General features: G+C 68.8%; 19 protein-coding genes. 10 read left to right on the top strand and 9 right to left on the bottom strand.

Annotated features, from left to right (window positions below):
- Positions 1 to 84 precede the first annotated feature (84 nt).
- The 3 genes from O5O54_RS06265 to O5O54_RS06275 all read right to left on the bottom strand — a co-directional run bounded on the left by O5O54_RS06265 (position 85) and on the right by O5O54_RS06275 (position 1,380).
- Positions 85 to 390 (bottom strand): hypothetical protein, encoded by a 306-nt coding sequence (locus O5O54_RS06265; RefSeq protein ID WP_279479928.1) that lies wholly within the window; start codon positions 388 to 390, stop codon positions 85 to 87.
- A gap of 153 nt (positions 391 to 543) precedes the next feature.
- The gene (locus O5O54_RS06270) at positions 544 to 885 is read right to left on the bottom strand and encodes a hypothetical protein (RefSeq protein ID WP_279479929.1); all 342 of its coding nucleotides are present in this window, start codon (positions 883 to 885) and stop codon (positions 544 to 546) included.
- 135 nt (positions 886 to 1,020) lie between these two features.
- On the bottom strand, positions 1,021 to 1,380 hold the full coding sequence (locus O5O54_RS06275) for a hypothetical protein (RefSeq protein WP_279479930.1): 360 nt from the start codon (positions 1,378 to 1,380) through the stop codon (positions 1,021 to 1,023).
- A gap of 476 nt (positions 1,381 to 1,856) precedes the next feature.
- Between O5O54_RS06275 and O5O54_RS06280 the strand changes: the two genes are divergently transcribed.
- Together O5O54_RS06280 and O5O54_RS06285 are read left to right on the top strand one after the other, a co-directional pair.
- On the top strand, positions 1,857 to 2,072 hold the full coding sequence (locus O5O54_RS06280) for a cold-shock protein (RefSeq protein WP_119539218.1): 216 nt from the start codon (positions 1,857 to 1,859) through the stop codon (positions 2,070 to 2,072).
- Positions 2,073 to 2,255: 183 nt separating this feature from the next.
- Positions 2,256 to 3,167 carry a hypothetical protein gene (locus O5O54_RS06285; protein WP_279479931.1) on the top strand — a complete coding sequence of 304 codons (912 nt, stop codon included), beginning with the start codon at positions 2,256 to 2,258 and terminating at the stop codon, positions 3,165 to 3,167.
- A gap of 6 nt (positions 3,168 to 3,173) precedes the next feature.
- Here the strand turns inward: O5O54_RS06285 and O5O54_RS06290 are convergent, their stop codons facing one another.
- Together O5O54_RS06290 and O5O54_RS06295 are read right to left on the bottom strand one after the other, a co-directional pair.
- Complete coding sequence (locus O5O54_RS06290; protein ID WP_407061667.1) at positions 3,174 to 3,812, bottom strand: MBL fold metallo-hydrolase; 639 nt, start codon at positions 3,810 to 3,812, stop codon at positions 3,174 to 3,176.
- A gap of 110 nt (positions 3,813 to 3,922) precedes the next feature.
- Positions 3,923 to 4,813: a branched-chain amino acid aminotransferase gene (locus O5O54_RS06295; protein ID WP_279479932.1), complete on the bottom strand. Its 891-nt coding sequence runs from the start codon at positions 4,811 to 4,813 to the stop codon at positions 3,923 to 3,925.
- A 272-nt stretch (positions 4,814 to 5,085) separates the two neighbouring features.
- On the opposite strand from O5O54_RS06295, the gene O5O54_RS06300 reads away from it, so the two are divergent.
- The 3 genes from O5O54_RS06300 (at position 5,086) to O5O54_RS06310 (ending at position 7,774) form a co-directional block, all read left to right on the top strand.
- A complete protein-coding gene (locus tag O5O54_RS06300) occupies positions 5,086 to 5,625 on the top strand; it encodes a MarR family transcriptional regulator (protein ID WP_279479933.1) in 540 nt (179 codons plus the stop codon).
- Positions 5,626 to 5,631: 6 nt separating this feature from the next.
- Entirely contained in the window at positions 5,632 to 6,345 is a 714-nt protein-coding gene (locus O5O54_RS06305; protein WP_279480391.1) for a response regulator, read from the top strand.
- A gap of 85 nt (positions 6,346 to 6,430) precedes the next feature.
- Positions 6,431 to 7,774 (top strand): ATP-binding protein, encoded by a 1,344-nt coding sequence (locus O5O54_RS06310; protein ID WP_407061670.1) that lies wholly within the window; start codon positions 6,431 to 6,433, stop codon positions 7,772 to 7,774.
- Here O5O54_RS06310 and O5O54_RS06315 read toward each other — a convergent pair.
- From O5O54_RS06315 to O5O54_RS06330, 4 genes are all read right to left on the bottom strand, one after another.
- Positions 7,771 to 8,133: a tRNA-binding protein gene (locus O5O54_RS06315; protein ID WP_279479934.1), complete on the bottom strand. Its 363-nt coding sequence runs from the start codon at positions 8,131 to 8,133 to the stop codon at positions 7,771 to 7,773. The genes O5O54_RS06310 and O5O54_RS06315 overlap by 4 nt on opposite strands.
- Positions 8,134 to 8,137: 4 nt before the next feature.
- Complete coding sequence (proC, locus tag O5O54_RS06320; RefSeq protein ID WP_279479935.1) at positions 8,138 to 8,959, bottom strand: pyrroline-5-carboxylate reductase; 822 nt, start codon at positions 8,957 to 8,959, stop codon at positions 8,138 to 8,140.
- Entirely contained in the window at positions 8,956 to 9,456 is a 501-nt protein-coding gene (locus O5O54_RS06325; RefSeq protein ID WP_279479936.1) for a YbjN domain-containing protein, read from the bottom strand. The genes proC and O5O54_RS06325 overlap by 4 nt, the downstream gene beginning before the upstream one ends.
- 322 nt (positions 9,457 to 9,778) lie before the next feature.
- The gene (locus O5O54_RS06330) at positions 9,779 to 10,051 is read right to left on the bottom strand and encodes an accessory factor UbiK family protein (protein WP_279479937.1); all 273 of its coding nucleotides are present in this window, start codon (positions 10,049 to 10,051) and stop codon (positions 9,779 to 9,781) included.
- Positions 10,052 to 10,183: 132 nt separating this feature from the next.
- Here O5O54_RS06330 and lgt point away from each other — a divergent pair, with 132 nt between their 5' ends.
- The 5 genes from lgt (at position 10,184) to O5O54_RS06355 (ending at position 15,233) form a co-directional block, all read left to right on the top strand.
- Complete coding sequence (lgt, locus tag O5O54_RS06335) at positions 10,184 to 11,053, top strand: prolipoprotein diacylglyceryl transferase (protein ID WP_279479938.1); 870 nt, start codon at positions 10,184 to 10,186, stop codon at positions 11,051 to 11,053.
- Positions 11,050 to 12,153, top strand: coding sequence for a class I SAM-dependent methyltransferase (locus O5O54_RS06340; RefSeq protein WP_279479939.1), 1,104 nt, complete (start codon positions 11,050 to 11,052; stop codon positions 12,151 to 12,153). The genes lgt and O5O54_RS06340 overlap by 4 nt, the downstream gene beginning before the upstream one ends.
- 33 nt (positions 12,154 to 12,186) lie before the next feature.
- Positions 12,187 to 12,993, top strand: coding sequence for a peptidoglycan editing factor PgeF (gene pgeF, locus O5O54_RS06345; RefSeq protein ID WP_279479940.1), 807 nt, complete (start codon positions 12,187 to 12,189; stop codon positions 12,991 to 12,993).
- Between the two features lie 13 nt (positions 12,994 to 13,006).
- Positions 13,007 to 14,158, top strand: coding sequence for a Xaa-Pro peptidase family protein (locus tag O5O54_RS06350; RefSeq protein ID WP_279479941.1), 1,152 nt, complete (start codon positions 13,007 to 13,009; stop codon positions 14,156 to 14,158).
- A gap of 142 nt (positions 14,159 to 14,300) precedes the next feature.
- Entirely contained in the window at positions 14,301 to 15,233 is a 933-nt protein-coding gene (locus O5O54_RS06355; protein WP_279479942.1) for a ribose-phosphate pyrophosphokinase, read from the top strand.

Consider the following 15,233-nt stretch of genomic DNA (forward strand, 5'->3'; position numbering starts at 1 on the left):
AAGGAACGGCGGCACGAGACGCAACCACGCCATCAACCCGGCCGCGATCAGCGGTGCGGGCGCTTTGGCGCGTCCGATGGTCCGTTATTCCGGGTTCTGTCCGGGGACCAAGCCGGACGAGGGCGTCGAAGCCTCGACGGACGGCGTGCGACCGCCAACCAGCGGGATCGAGGACGCCTTGCCACGCGCGTCGCCGAGGCCGAAGAAGGCGGGGAAGCCGTAGTTCTCCGTCTGCAACACCACGCGACCGTCCGGCAGCACGACCTCGCGCACCACCTCCTGACGCTCGCGCGGCGACAGGATGGTGCCCGTCTCCCGGTCGTAGGCCAAGGCGGGGAAAGCAATCAGGATCAGCGCAAGACCGGCGCTGGCGTAGAGGCACTCTTTCATCGTCGTCCACCCTGGTCGGCGCCGGCTCGAAAGTCTTATGGCGCTCCTGTGTCGTTGGTTCGGCAACGATGTGGCAAAGCCGATGGTTCCAGCGCGTCACCCCACGAAAAAGGCCCGCCGGGGCGGGCCTTGGTCGAGACCATCGGGGCTGGTTCAGTTGCCTCTGACGGCCGGCCCGCCGAGCGGGATCCCCACGCCGCTGCGCCCGCCCTCCGGGATCGCGCCGGGAACGCGCGTCAGGGTGTTGCCAGCCGAGCCGGAGGCATCCGGCGTCATGTTGCCATAGGCGCCGACACCGTTCTGCAACCCGCCGGGGCCGCGTGAGCCACGGTCGCCGCCCGCCGTGCCGATGCCCATGCCGACGCCGGGCAGGCCGTTCGCCGGTTGCGAGACGCTCTGGCCCGCTCGAAACTCGTCCGGGGCCATGGTCTGCGCCGCGACGGGGGCGGCAAAACCGGCGGCAAGAAGAAGGGCGGGGGCGAGGAGCCGGTACATGGGGCGCGTCCTTGAAAAGGTGTCTCCCCTTCTAATGCCGGGGGGGGCCGCCTGTTCCGGCGGCGTGCCTACGAAAGACGCCGCCCCGCAGGGAGTGCGGGGCGGCGTCCGTTGGCTAGCGCTGGGCGCGTCGGATCACTCCGGCGTCTGCCCCGGGACGATGCCGCCCGACGGCGTGGTTCCGCTGGCCGCGGCGCCCGCTCCTGCATCCATGCCTTGCGTCGGCGTGCCCGCGCCCATCGGAGCGTCCGGCGTGGTGGAGCTGGTGGACGTGTCGTCCGTGCCCATGGTGCCGGTGCTCGGCTGAGCCGCCGTGTCGCCGGTGCGCGCCGCGTTGCCCATGGCGTCGGTTCCGCCCGTCGTCGTGGTGCCGGTGGCGCCGGTCGGCGGCAGGACGGTCGTGCCGCCATTGGTGGTGCCACCGTCGGTGGACTGGGCGAGCGCGGGAGCGGCGAGGAAGGCCAGGGCGGCCGTGGCGGTCAGAATCCGCTTCATGGTGGATCTCCGTATCGGTTGGTCCCCGTTCGGGGTTCGGGAGGGGAAGCCCTGCGCGACGGGGATGTTCCGGCGAAATTCGTGAACCGGCCAACGGCCTCGGGCATTTGGAAGCGGCCGCGAAAGGGGCTTCCCGGCGGCGCATGTGAGGCGAAATCCAGGCGCTTCGCACTTCGTCAGTCTAGCGATCTATCTGCACTTGAAGGCCGATAAAGCAGACCAAATGGACCTGTGACGTACCAAACAAGCCGCGCCGTGAAACTTTCGCTTGCAAAGTCAAGCGACTGCTTGCACACTTTTCTTGTTCGGGCAAATTCGCGAACTCGGGTAATGGACGAATTGCGTATCGGGGGCGCATCCCCCGAGTGGGCCGTGCAAGCGGGCCACGATGTATCGGTTCCTTTTCCTTCGCATGAAGACTTGCCTGCAGCCCCCGCAAGGGGACCATACATAGCCCAAGGAAAAGGGTACGAGACATGGCACAGACCGGTACGGTCAAGTTCTTCAACACCGAGAAGGGCTTTGGTTTCATCAAGCCCGACAACGGCGGCGCGGACATCTTCGTCCACATCTCCGCCGTGCAGGCCTCCGGCCTGCCGGGTCTGGTCGAGAACCAGAAGGTTTCCTACGAGACCGAGCCCGACAAGCGCGGCAAGGGTCCCAAGGCCGTGAACCTCGAAGCGGCCGACTGACCAGCCGCTTCTCCGGGTTCCCCGGCACCGGGGTCCCGCCCAAACCAAGTTTCAAACGGCCCGCCGATCGCTCGGCGGGCCGTTTTGCTTGTTAACCGCGATTTAACTCTCGGCCCCCGCCCGTTTGACTTGGAGCCTGCCGGCACACATTCCTTAATCAAGGATTAACCGGGCAGGACGGACATGAAGCGCATTTTCCCGATCATCGGCACGGCCCTTCTCGCTTGCGCAGCTTCCCGCGCCGCCGCCTTCGAGACCGAGGCGGTGCTCGACCAGTTCCCCACGAGCCGCACCCTGGATGTCCGCAGCGTCCAGGACGTACGCCGGGGCGCCCGCACCGAACAGGGCCGGGCCGTGCGCGACGGTCGAGACGGCGGGTACATGGCGCCGCGCTACCGATCCCACGGATCCATCATCGAGGTCAGCGCCCTCGGTGGCTCCGTCGAGCGGGGGGCCTTCTACGGCACGGCGGGGACGGCCCAGGCCGACGGCGGAATCATCGTGATCAACACCGGCGCCGATCTCGCCGCCCTGTCGGCCGCCATCCACAGCGCCATCGGCGGCGGCGCCAAGATCCTCGACATCGAGACCGACCGCCTGGACCGCCGCCCCTACGGCCCGGACGGGCTCGACGTGGTGCATGCCGGCAGCGCGAAGATCATCCGCATCAGCCCCGACTTCGGCCGCACGCAGACGCAGAACGAACCGGTCGCCGCGGTCGCGCTCGCCGAGCCCCCGCCGGCACCGGTCGCCTATGTGCCGCCGGCCGCGGTCTATCCCGACACCGACATGACGGACCGGCCCGTCGATCCGCCGGCCGCCGAGCGCCGGGCCAGCGTCCGGGAAGAGCCGGTCGCGGCACCGGAGCCGGACGTCGAGGCTCCCGCGGCCGAAGCGCGCCAGGCCGAGATGCAGGTTCCCGAGCCGGTTTCGCCCGCGCCGGCCGCGACACCGGAGCCTGCCCGCCCCCATCTCGAGCCCTGGACGCCCGAATGGCTGCGCGACTGCGTCGGGCGCCACTCGACCTTCGATGCCTCGCTCGGCACCTATGTCGGCGAAGACGGCCAGCGCCGCTTCTGCACCGGCGAGCCCTGATTCTTTTCAGCGAAGGAAGGGGTTGGTCCGGCGCTCGATCCCCAGGCGGCTTCCCGGGCCATGGCCGCAGATGAAGCCGACCTCGTCGCCGAGCGGCAGGATCTTGTCGCGGATCGTGGCGAGAAGCTGTGCGTGGTCGCCGCCCGGCAGGTCGGTGCGCCCGATCGAGCCGGAGAACAAAACGTCGCCGGCATGCAGGAATGCCGCGTCGCGGTTGTAGAAGACGACATGGCCCGGCGCATGACCGGGGGCATGGATCACCTCGAAGCGGTGGTCGCCCAGCGACAGGATCTCGCCCTCCTCCAGCCAGCGGTCGGGCACGCAGTTGCGGAACCGCCCCGGCAGGCCGAACATGCGGGCCTGGTCCTCCAGCCGCCCGAGCAGCATCTCGTCCGCCCGGTGCGGGCCGATGATGGGCACGCCGAGCGCGTCCTTGAGGTCCATCGCCCCGCCCGCATGGTCGATATGGCCATGCGTGATCCAGATGCCCTTGACGGTCAGGCCGAGGCGCTTCAGCGCGGTCTCGATGCGGTCGACGTCGCCGCCGGGGTCCACCACCACCGCCGACTTGTCCGCGTCGTCGTAGAAGATGCAACAATTCTGCTGGAACGGGGTGACGGGAACGATCTCGGCGGCAAGAGGCATGATGCGGGGCGATCCTGACTGACGATGCTGGACGGGATGTCGGGCGCGGGGCGCCAAAAGAAAAGGGCTCGCCTCGCGGCGAGCCCCGATCCGGCCGACAGAGGGGCCGCCTATTCGGCGGCGAGGCGCTTCGGCTGCACCTCGGCGGCATAGTCCTCGACGAGGCGCCGGGTCACGTCGCCCGGCGTGAAGCGGTAGGGGCCGATCTCCGCCACGGGCGTCACCTCCGCGGCGGTGCCGCACAGGAAGCATTCGGTGAAACCCTCCAGCTCCTCCGGCATGATGGCGCGGACCTGCACCTCGTAGCCGCGGCGCTTGGCGAGGTCGATCACGGTGCGGCGGGTGATGCCGTCGAGGAAGCAGTCGGGGTCGGGCGTATGGATCGCGCCGTCCTTGACGAAGAAGACGTTGGCGCCCGTCGCCTCGGCCACGCGCCCGCGCCAGTCGAGCATCAGCGCATCGGCGTATCCCTTGGCCTCGGCCGCGTGCTTGGACAGGGTGCAGATCATGTAAAGGCCGGCCGCCTTGGCGCGCGAGGGCGCGGTGCGCGGGTCGGGGCGGCGATATTCCGCAAGGTCGAGGCGGATGCCCTTCATGCGCTGCTCGGGATCGAAATAGCTCGGCCACTGCCAGATGGCGATCGCGAGATTGATCCGGTTCTTCTGCGCCGAGACGCCCATGGATTCCGAGCCGCGCCAGGCGATTGGGCGCACATATGCGTCGGTGAAGCCCTGGCGGCTCAGGAGCTCGTTGCAGGCGGCGTCGATCTCGTCGGCGCTGTAGGGGATTTCGAAGCCGAGGATGCGGCCCGATTCGATCAGGCGGTCCGTGTGCTCGCGCAGCTTGAAGATCGCGCCCCCATAGGCCCGCTCGCCCTCGAAAACGGCGCTGGCATAATGGAGGCCGTGGGTCAGCACATGGACCTGGGCATCCCTCCAGGGCACGAATTCGCCGTTGTACCAGATCTGGCCGTCGAGTTGGTCGAAGGGAACGCTGCTCATGGTGGGATCTCGCGCCGTCGGCGCCCTTTCCTGTCTTTGCGTGCGCATCGACCCGGCGATGCGCCGACCCTCCCGACCGCCCGGGCGCGGTGGCATGACCGTCGGTCCAGCGAGGATGCGGCGTTCATGGGCTGAAAATACGGCAAAGCTTCGTGAAATGCCCGGGGAAACCGGATGTCGGCGAAGCCAGCACGTCGACGGCCGCTGTTCCCGGCCGGCCGCTTGGGTGTAACAATGGTGGCCATATACGTCAACAGTGCTGACCTATCTCGATGGACCTGCCCTTGGCCGACGCCCCCGCCCCGGACGATGCCGACATCGTCGTCGAACCGTTGCCGACGCGCGGGGAACTGGACTTCCGGCTGATCGAGCTCTTCTTCTTCGCCTATCGCGAGTTCACGGGCGACGCCGACTCCATCCTGGAACGCTACGGGTTCGGCCGGGCGCACCATCGCATCCTGCATTTCGTCAACCGCGATCCGGGCATGACCATCGCGGAGATCCTGGATCTCCTGGAGATCACCAAGCAGTCCCTGTCGCGCGTCCTGCGGCAACTGATCGACGACGGTTTTATCGCCCAGGTCCAGGGCACGGACGACCGGCGGCAGCGCCGCCTCTATCCGACGCAGAAAGGCCGCGATCTCACGCTCGAACTCTCCCGCGCCCAGGGGAGGCGCATCGACGCCGCTTTTCGTGCCGCCGCCCTGGACGATCCCGGCCTCGTCAACGATTTCCTCCTGGAAATGGGCGCGGATCGCAAGGCGACGCGGGATTGGTTCGCGCGCAAGGGCATCGGAAGGGAGAACCGATAGGTGACGATGACCGACGATCAGCCGCTGGCCGACGAATCCATGGACGATGCGCCCCATCTTCTGGTGATCGACGACGACCGGCGGATTCGCAGCCTCCTTTCGCGCTTCCTGTCGGAGCGGCGCTTCCGCGTTTCGGTGGCCGCCGACGCGGCGGAGGCACGACGCATCCTGCAGGGGCTCGAGTTCGACCTCATGATCGTGGACGTGATGATGCCGGGCGAAAGCGGGCTCGACCTCGTGCGGGCCGTCTCGCCCCATCGCGAGATCCCGATCCTCATGCTGACCGCCCGTTCGGAGACCGACGACCGCATCCTCGGCCTGGAGGCGGGAGCCGACGACTACCTCGCCAAGCCCTTCGATCCGCGCGAGCTTCTCCTGCGCATCAACAACATCCTGAAGCGCGGCAGCCCGGCGCCGGTGCAGAAGGTCGAGCACGTCCGCTTCGGCCCCTTTTCCTTCTCCTTGTCGCGCAAGGAGCTGCGTCGCGGAGCCGAGATCATCCGCCTGACCGAGCGCGAGCAGGAGATCATGACCCAGTTCGCTCAGAAGGCCGGCGACACGATCCCGCGCCAGGATCTTCTCGCCAACGAGGCGGAGGTCGGCGAGCGCACGGTCGACGTTCAGATCAACCGGCTGCGCCGCAAGATCGAGAGCGACCCGGCCAACCCGCTCTGGCTGCAGACCGTGCGCGGCATCGGCTATCGCCTGAATGTCGATTGACCGGCTGATCGATTCGGCGGTCCTGGAGGGGAGCGCGCCGGAGACCGAGCCGAAGCGGCCGCCCCGGCGCGGGCTCTGGCCCTATCTGCGCGGCGTTTCGCGGCAGCTCCGCCGCTTCGTCTCGCGCCGCACGCCCAAGGGCCTCTACGCCCGCTCGCTGATCATCATCATCGCGCCGATGGTGCTGCTCCAGTCGGTGGTCGCCTTCGTCTTCATGGAGCGTCACTGGCAGACCGTGACGCAGCGCCTGTCGGCCGCCGTGGTGCAGGATATCGCGGCGGTGATCGACATGATCGAGACCTATCCCGATCCGAGCGGCCAGTATGCCGAGGTCAGCCGGATCGCCCGCGAGCGGCTGGCACTGAACGTCCTCGTCCTGCCGCCAGAGCCCCTGCCCGCCCCGGCGCCAAAGCCCTTCTTCAACATTCTCGATGGCATTCTGTCGGAGGAGATCACGCGGCAGATCAACCGGCCGTTCTGGATCGACACGCTCGGCGAATCGCGCATCGTCGAGATCCGCATCCAGCTCGCCGACCATATCCTGCGCATCTTCGCGCCGCGCAATTCCGCCTATGCCTCCAATAGCCACATCTTCCTGGTCTGGATGGTCGGCACGTCGCTGGTGCTGATCCTGATCGCCATCCTGTTCCTGCGCAACCAGATCCGCCCCATCCAGAAGCTCGCCCAGGCGGCCGAGGGTTTCGGGCGGGGACAGCCGATGCCGGCCGACTTCCGGGTGCGCGGCGCCTCGGAGGTACGCCGCGCCTCGCTCGCCTTCATCCAGATGCGCGACCGCATCGAGCGGCAGATCGAGCAGCGCACGCAGATGCTGAACGGCGTCAGCCACGATTTGCGCACCGTCCTCACCCGCTTCCGCCTCCAACTCGCTCTCCTCGACGACAACGAGGACCGACGCGAGCTGGAGCATGATGTCGACGAGATGGGCCGGATGCTGGAGGGCTATCTCGCCTTCGCCAAGGGCGAAGGCGGCGAGGAGGTTGGCGAGCTCGATCTCGAACGGGTCTTCGCGCGCTTCGAGAGCGAAGCGGCGCTAAAGAACCGGCTGATCGAGACCGACGTCGTGGGCGACCCGCGCGTATCCGTGCGGCCGGACGCCTTCGTGCGCTGCCTCGGCAACCTCGTCGCCAACGCGCTTCGCCATGGTAACGCGGTGCGGCTCACGGCTCGGCATGACGATCGCTGGCTGTCGGTCTCGGTGGAGGACGACGGGCCGGGCATCGAGGCGATCCAGCGCGAGGAGGTGTTCAAGCCCTTCGTGCGCCTCGACGAGGCCCGCAACATCGACGCGGGCGGCACGGGCCTCGGCCTTGCCATCGCGCGCGACGTTGCGCGAAGCCACGGCGGCGACATCCTCCTGTCGGACTCCCCGCTCGGCGGATTGAAGGCGCTGGTCCGGATTCCGGCCTAAAACAGCCGACCGCCGTTCGGGACGGGATGAGAAAGGGCGGCCAGTACGACGTTGCCGGCCTCGTCGGGGAAGCCGAGGGTCAGCACTTCCGAGCGCATCGGTCCGATCTGGCGCGGCGGGAAGTTGACCACCGCCATGACCTGCCGCCCGACGAGCTCCTCCAGGGAATGGCGCACGGTGATCTGGGCCGAGGACTTCTTCCGACCGATCTCCGGTCCGAAATCGATCACGAGGCGGAAGGCGGGCTTGCGCGCCTCCGGGAAGGGCTCGGCCGAGACGATCGTGCCGACGCGGATATCGACCTTCATGAAGTCGTCGAAGGTGATCTGCGTGGCGACGCCCGTCGTGTCACTGCTCATCGGCTCACCCTTTGGAAAGCTCGACCGCCCGGTCGCGCGCGGCGGCGACGGCCTTCGTCATCAGCGGCTGCAGGCCGTCTTCCGCCATCAGGACGCCGAGCGCCGCCTCGGTCGTGCCCTTGGGCGAGGTGACGTTGCGGCGAAGCTGCGCCGGCGGATCGTCGGAGCGGATCATCAGCTCGCCCGCGCCCGCCACCGTATGCCGCGCGAGGCGTATGGCGAGGTCGGGGTCGAGGCCGGCCTTCACGCCCGCTTGCGCCAGGGCTTCGGCGAGCAGGAACACATAGGCGGGGCCGCTGCCCGACACAGCCGTCACGCGGTCGATGTCGTCCTCCGACGACACCCATTCCACCGGTCCGCAGGCCGACAGGAGGTCGGTCGCGGTCGCCTTGAGGCCCGGCGTCACCCGTGCGTTGGCGAAGGCGCCGGTGATGCCGCGCCCGATCAGCGCCGGCGTGTTGGGCATGGCGCGCACGACCGGCCTCTGCCCGAGATGCTCTTCGATGAAGGCGACGGTGCGCCCGGCCGCGACCGAGATCAGCAGCGTCTCGTCCTTCAGCGCCGGGCGCAAGGGCGCTACCGCCTCGGCGAGCACCTGCGGCTTCACCGCGAGGATCACGACGTCCTGGCGCTCATCCGGCGCCGAGGTCGCATGGCGCACGCCGCGCTCGAACACGTCGCCGAGCGCCGGCGACGGGTTGGGGTCGAGGATGGTGACGGAGGCCGGATCGAGACCGCCCTCGATCCAGCCGCGCAGCATCGCGCCGCCCATGTTGCCGCCGCCGAGAAGCAGAAGCCGGCCGACCGGCGCGATGCCCGCCGTCATGCGTTGCCGACCGTATCGAACACGGCGCAGGCCAGCGCCTCCTCGGCCCCTTTGTCGGCCCAGACCACGAACTGGAAGGCCTGGTAGTAGCGCTCGCACGCCTCCAGCGCCGCCGACAGGAGCCGCTCGGCCTGCTGGCTCGTCGGCTGCACGCCGCCGGGCAGGAGCATGGCGTGGCGGAACATGACGGCGCCCTCGTCGGGCCAGAGGTCGAAATGGCCGACCAGAAGCTGCTCGTTGATGCGCGACAGGAGGCGCATCGTCTCGACCTGGCGCCGCGCGGGCACCTTCAACATGAAGGCGCAGCCGAGATGGAGCGCCTCGGACGGCTCCATCCAGGAGAAGGACACGGAATAGTCGGTCCAGGCGCCGCGCACCGAGACGGCGATCTCGTCGTCGCAGGGACGCTCGAACGACCAGTCGTGATGGGAGGCGACGGTCTCGATCACATCCACCGGGTGGCATGATCGGCCGACGTCGAATTCGTTGAGTTGCATGTCCTGAGTTCCCCGTGCCGCATCGGACGCGGGATCGCCGGGGCGCCGCACGCACCCCGTCGTCAAGGGTCGAATTCCTCGTAAGACCCTCGGCTCCGCGCCTCCCGGAAACCGCCGCCGTGGCGAATCACCGTTGAGAATCAGTGTATCGACGCCGACTCGTGAAACCAGAGGCGGAAACGGGATTTTAAGATTCGCCGGGAGCGGGCCTCGCCGCCTGCCGCCTGCGCCTTGCGTTAAGGGATTCACCCCTCACACTTTTCGCAATCCGGACCCGCGCGACGGGTCCGTGACGAACCTGTGCATGGCCTGTGGAAAAGCCTCAGACCGCCGGCGTGGGGTTGCCGGACAAGCGGGCCTCCAGCTCGGCCACCCGCTTCTTCAACGCTTCGTTCTCGACGCGGGCGCGGGTCGCCATTTCGCGCACGGCCTCGAACTCCTCCCGCTGGACGAGATCCATAGAGTTGATGAAGCGCTCGCCCTGGGAGCGGAACACGGTTTCCATTTCGCGGCGCACCCCCTGGGCCGCGCCGGCCGCGTCGGTCATCATGCGTGCGAACTCGTCCAGCATGCGGTTCGGGCCTCGGTCGGTCATGGCTGCGCTCCTTGTTCAAGCCCCTCGGAGGTAGGCCCTTGCCCGGCCCTTGGCAATGGAGCGGCTTGACCCTTCCGGCCGGGCGGCGCACATCCCGGCTCGTCGCGCCAAGCTCTCGGGGGACGCCCAGCCATGACAGCCTCTGCCCTTCTGGGCGTGCTCGCCTATCCGCAGATCGACCCGGTCTTCCTCCAGATCGGGCCGATCGCGCTGCGCTGGTACGGGCTGGCCTATGTCGCCGGCATCCTGTGCGGCTGGCTGTACGGGCGCCATCTGGTCGGCAACGCGCGGCTCTGGCCGAACGGCGTCTCGCCCATCACCAAGGCCGACATCGACGACTTCATCGTCTGGATCACGATCGGCATCGTGGCGGGCGGGCGGCTCGGCTCCATCCTGTTCTACGACTTCGAGCGCGTCCTCGCCGACCCGCTCTCGGCCTTTCGCGTCTGGGAAGGCGGCATGTCCTTCCACGGCGGCCTCATCGGCGTGACGATCGCGATGATCCTGTTCTGCCGCTCGCACAAGGTTCCGCTGTTCAGCCTGATCGACGTGGTGGCCGCCTCCGTGCCCTTCGGCCTGTTCTTCGGGCGCATCGCCAACTTCATCAACGGCGAGCTCTGGGGCGCGCCGTCCTCGGTGCCCTGGGCCATGGTCTTCCCCCATGCCGGCCCCGAGCCGCGCCATCCGAGCCAGCTCTACGAGGCGGCGCTGGAGGGCGTGGTCCTGTTCCTGATCCTGCGCGTCCTGACCCACCGTCTGGGCGCGCTGGGGCGCCCGCGCCTCGTCGGCGGCGCCTTCATCCTGCTTTACGGCTGCGCGCGCATCTTCGTGGAGTTCTTCCGCATGCCGGACGTCCAGCTCGGCTACCTTCTCGGCACCGGCTGGCTGACAATGGGCATGGTCCTGTCGCTGCCGATGCTTCTCGTCGGCCTCTGGGCGATCGCCACCGCCAAGCCGCGTGCCTACGAGCCGCGCCCGGCCGAGACGTCGGCCTCCGCGTGAGCGATCTGTCCGCGCGCATCCGCGCGCAGATCGAGGCCTCCGGCCCGATGCGGCTCGACCGGTTCTGGAACCTCTGCCTCTTCGATCCGACCGACGGCTACTACACAAGCCGCGATCCGATCGGCGCGGGCGGCGACTTCACCACCGCGCCCGAGATCAGCCAGATGTTCGGCGAGCTCCTGGCCGCCTGGGCTTTCGCGGCCTGGGACGGGCTCGGCCGGCCGGCGCCCTTCGTCTTCGCGGAAGCGGGTCCAGGGCGCGGCACGCTGATGGCCGACATGCTGCGCACGCTGCGCCAGCTCGATCCCGCCTTCCTGCAGGCGGCGCAGGTGCGGCTCGTCGAGGTGAGCGACCGGCTGGCGGGCGTCCAGATGGAACGGCTGGCCCGCTTCGACCTGCCGATCCGCCGCGTCGCGCGGATCGAGGACCTGGACGCTGGGCCGCTCGTCCTCGTCGCCAACGAACTCCTCGACGCCCTCGCCATCCGGCAGTTCGTGTTACGGGAGGGAACGTGGCGCGAGCGCTACGTGGCTGCGGCGCGGGACGCCTTCGCCGTCGCCGAAGGGCCGCCGACGACCCATGTCCCCGCCGCGCTCGCTCGCCTGCCCCAGCCGGAGGACGGCGCCGTGTTCGAGGCCTCGCCGGAACGAGACGCGCTGTGCGGCACCCTCGGCGCCCGATTGCAGACCTCGGGCGGCGCGGCGCTCCTGATCGACTACGGTCATGCCCGCTCGGCCTATGGCGACACGCTCCAGGCGCTGCGCCGCCACGGCGCCGCGCCGGTCCTCGACGCGCCGGGAGAGGTCGACATCACCAGCCACGTCGATTTCGAGCAGGTGGCGCGCGCCATGGCCGGGGCCGCATCCTCGCTCCGGTTCGGGCTCGCGAGCCAGGGCGACTTCCTCCTGTCGCTCGGCCTTCCCGAACGCGCGGGGCGGCTCGGCGCCCATTTGGACGCGGCCGGGCGCGCGGCGATCACCGCCGCCGTCCATCGCCTGGCGGGCAAGGGAAAGGGCGAGATGGGCGCGCTGTTCAAGGTCTTCGCCGCCGCGTCGCAGGCACTTGCCCTGCCACCCTTCGCACGCCCCTCCTCCGATTGACTTCGATTCCCCCCTCGCCCACGATCCCGGACCATGCTCGATCATCGCCTTTCCAACGCCTCGCATCTTCGCGCCCGCGACACTGTCCAGGACCCGCGGTTCGCGTCCGACGGCCGCCTGTCGCACGCGTTCTTCACGCGCGCCGGCGGCGTCTCCACCGGGCTCTATCGCGGCCTCAACGCCGGCATCGGCTCGCATGACGAGCCGGAGGCGGTGCACGAGAACCGGCGGCGGGCTATGCACTTCCTGGGGCTGGAGAGCTCGCGGCTCGCCACGCCCTGGCAGACCCATTCGCCCGACGCCTTGGTGGCGACTGAGCCCTTCGGCGCCGAGCGCCCGAAGGCGGATGCGGTGGTGACGGCGGTGCGCGGCCTCGCGGTCGGCGTGGTGACGGCGGACTGCGGCCCGATCCTCTTCGCCGACCCGCGCGGCGGCATCGTCGCGGCGGCCCATGCCGGCTGGCGCGGCGCCGTGGGCGGCGTGCTCGAGCGGACGGTCGAGACGATGGAGAGCCTCGGCGCCCGCCGCGGATCGATCGAGGCCGTGCTCGGCCCCTGCATCACGCAACCCAACTACGAGGTCGGCGCCGACATGGCCGAGACCTTCCTGCGCGAGTCCGCGGAGAACGAGCGCTTCTTCGCGCCGGGCGCCTCGCCGGACAAGCGGCAGTTCGACCTTCCGGCCTTCATCCTCGCGCGGCTGGAGCGCATCGGCGTCGCCGCCCGTTTCGTCGGCCGTTGCACCTATGCCGAGGAGGATGCGTTCTTCTCCTTCCGGCGCACCACCCATCGCGGCGAGACCGACTACGGGCGCCAGCTCTCGGCCATCGCCCTCGCCTGATCGAAAGGCCCTCATGCTACATTTCACGCCCGACGAATTCGAGCGCCGCCGCGCGCGCCTGTCCGCCGAGATGGCCGAGCGCAAGCTCGACGCGATGATGCTCTTCGCACAGGACTCGATGTTCTGGCTGACCGGCTACGACACGTTCGGCTTCTGCTTCTTCCAGTGCCTCGTGGTGAAGGCCGACGGCGAGATGCGGCTCCTCACCCGCTCTGCCGATCTGCGCCAGGCGCGTGCCACTTCCAACATCGAGACGATCGTCGTCTGGCGCGACCGAGGCGGCGCGAACCCGGCGATCGAGCTGCGCGACATCATGGACGACATGGGCCTGCTCGGCGCGCGCGTCGGCGTCGAGTGGTCGACCCACGGCCTGACCGCTTCGAACGGCAAGCTGGTGGAGGAGAAGCTCGGCTCCTTCGCGACGCTGATCGATGCCTCCGACCTCGTGCCCTCGCTTCGCGTCGTCAAGAGCGCCGCCGAGATCGCCTATACAAGAGAGGCCGCGCGGCTCGGCGACGAGGCCTTCGAGGCGATGTGGCCGCTGGTGCGCGAGGGCGCCGACGAGGGCGTGCTTCTCCACGCGTTGCAGGGCGACATCCTGCTCAAGGGTGGCGACTATCCCGCCAACCCGTTCATCCTCGGCTCGGGCGAGGACGCCCTTCTCTGCCGCTACAAGTCAGGGCGCCGGCAGCTCTCGGGCCAGGATCAGCTCACGATCGAATGGTCGGGCGTCAAGGCGCAGTACCACGCGCCGCTGATGCGCACGCTCATTGTCGGTCGGCCGCTGATGCGCCACGAGGAGCTGTTCGAAGCGGGAGCAGAGGCGCTGAAGGCGGTGGAGGCGGTCATGCGCCCCGGCCAGACCTTCGGCGACGTGTTCGACGCCCATGCCCGCGTGATGGAAGAGCACGATCTCGTGCGCCATCGCCTGGCCGCCTGCGGCTATTCGGTCGGGGCACGCTTCGCGCCGTCCTGGATGGACCCGCAGATGTTCGTCTCCGGCAATGCCGAGCCCATCCGGCCGGGCATGACGTTGTTCGCCCACATGATCATCATGGATTCCGACTCCGGCACGGCCATGTGCCTCGGCCAGACCTACCTGACGACCGACGGCGCGCCGGAATGCCTGTCGCGCCTTCCGATCGAACTCAAGTCGACGGGCTGAAAGGGAGCGTTCCTTAACCGCGCGGCGGTCTTTCCCGCAGCGCAACCTTGAATCTTTCCACCATCTTGTTAAGAGCCCGCCCAACAGACCGGCTCCTCCCGCGAGGTGCCGGCAGGCCTCGATACGGATGAAGCGGTCAGCGATGAAACTCTTTGTCGGCAACTCGAACCGCACCCTGGCCGAATCGATCGGGCGCTACCTGGAGCTGCCGCTCGGCGCGGCTTCGGTGCGCCGCTTCGCCGACCAGGAGATCTTCGTCGAGATCCAGGAGAACGTGCGCGGCGAGGACTGCTTCGTCATCCAGTCGACGTCCTACCCGGCGAACGACCATCTGATGGAGCTTCTCATCATCATGGACGCGCTGCGCCGAGCCTCGGCCCGCCGCATCACGGCCGTGCTGCCCTATTTCGGCTACGCCCGCCAGGACCGGAAGGCCGGCGGCCGCACGCCGATCTCGGCCAAGCTCGTCGCCAACCTCATCACCCGTGCCGGCGCCGATCGGGTGATGACGATGGATCTCCATGCCGGGCAGATCCAGGGCTTCTTCGATATTCCGACCGACAATCTCTTCGCGGTGCCGCTGCTCGCGCGCGACATCAAGGAGCACCTGGAGACCGACCGCGTGATGGTGGTCTCGCCGGACGTCGGCGGCGTGGTGCGCGCCCGGGCGCTCGCCAAGCGCCTCGACGCCCCGCTCGCCATCGTCGACAAGCGCCGCGAGAAGCCCGGCGAGTCCGAGGTGATGAACATCATCGGCGATGTCGAGGGGCGGCACTGCATCCTGATCGACGACATCATCGATTCCGGCGGCACGCTCTGCAACGCGGCCGACGCGCTGATGGCGGCGGGCGCCAAGGGCGTTCGCGCCTACATCACCCATGGCGTGCTCTCGGGCGGCGCGGTCGCCCGCATCGCCGCTTCCTCGATCGAGGAACTAGTCATTACTGACTCGATCGAGCCGACCAAGGCCATTCGCGAGGCGCGCAACATCCGCGTCATCAGCACCGCGACCCTGCTCGGCGAGGCCATCTCGCGCACCACGACCGAACAGTCGGTCTCCTCGCTCTTCGACTGA

It is taken from the genome of Aureimonas sp. SK2 (assembly GCF_029813115.1).
Taxonomy (GTDB): Bacteria; Pseudomonadota; Alphaproteobacteria; order Rhizobiales; family Rhizobiaceae; genus Aureimonas.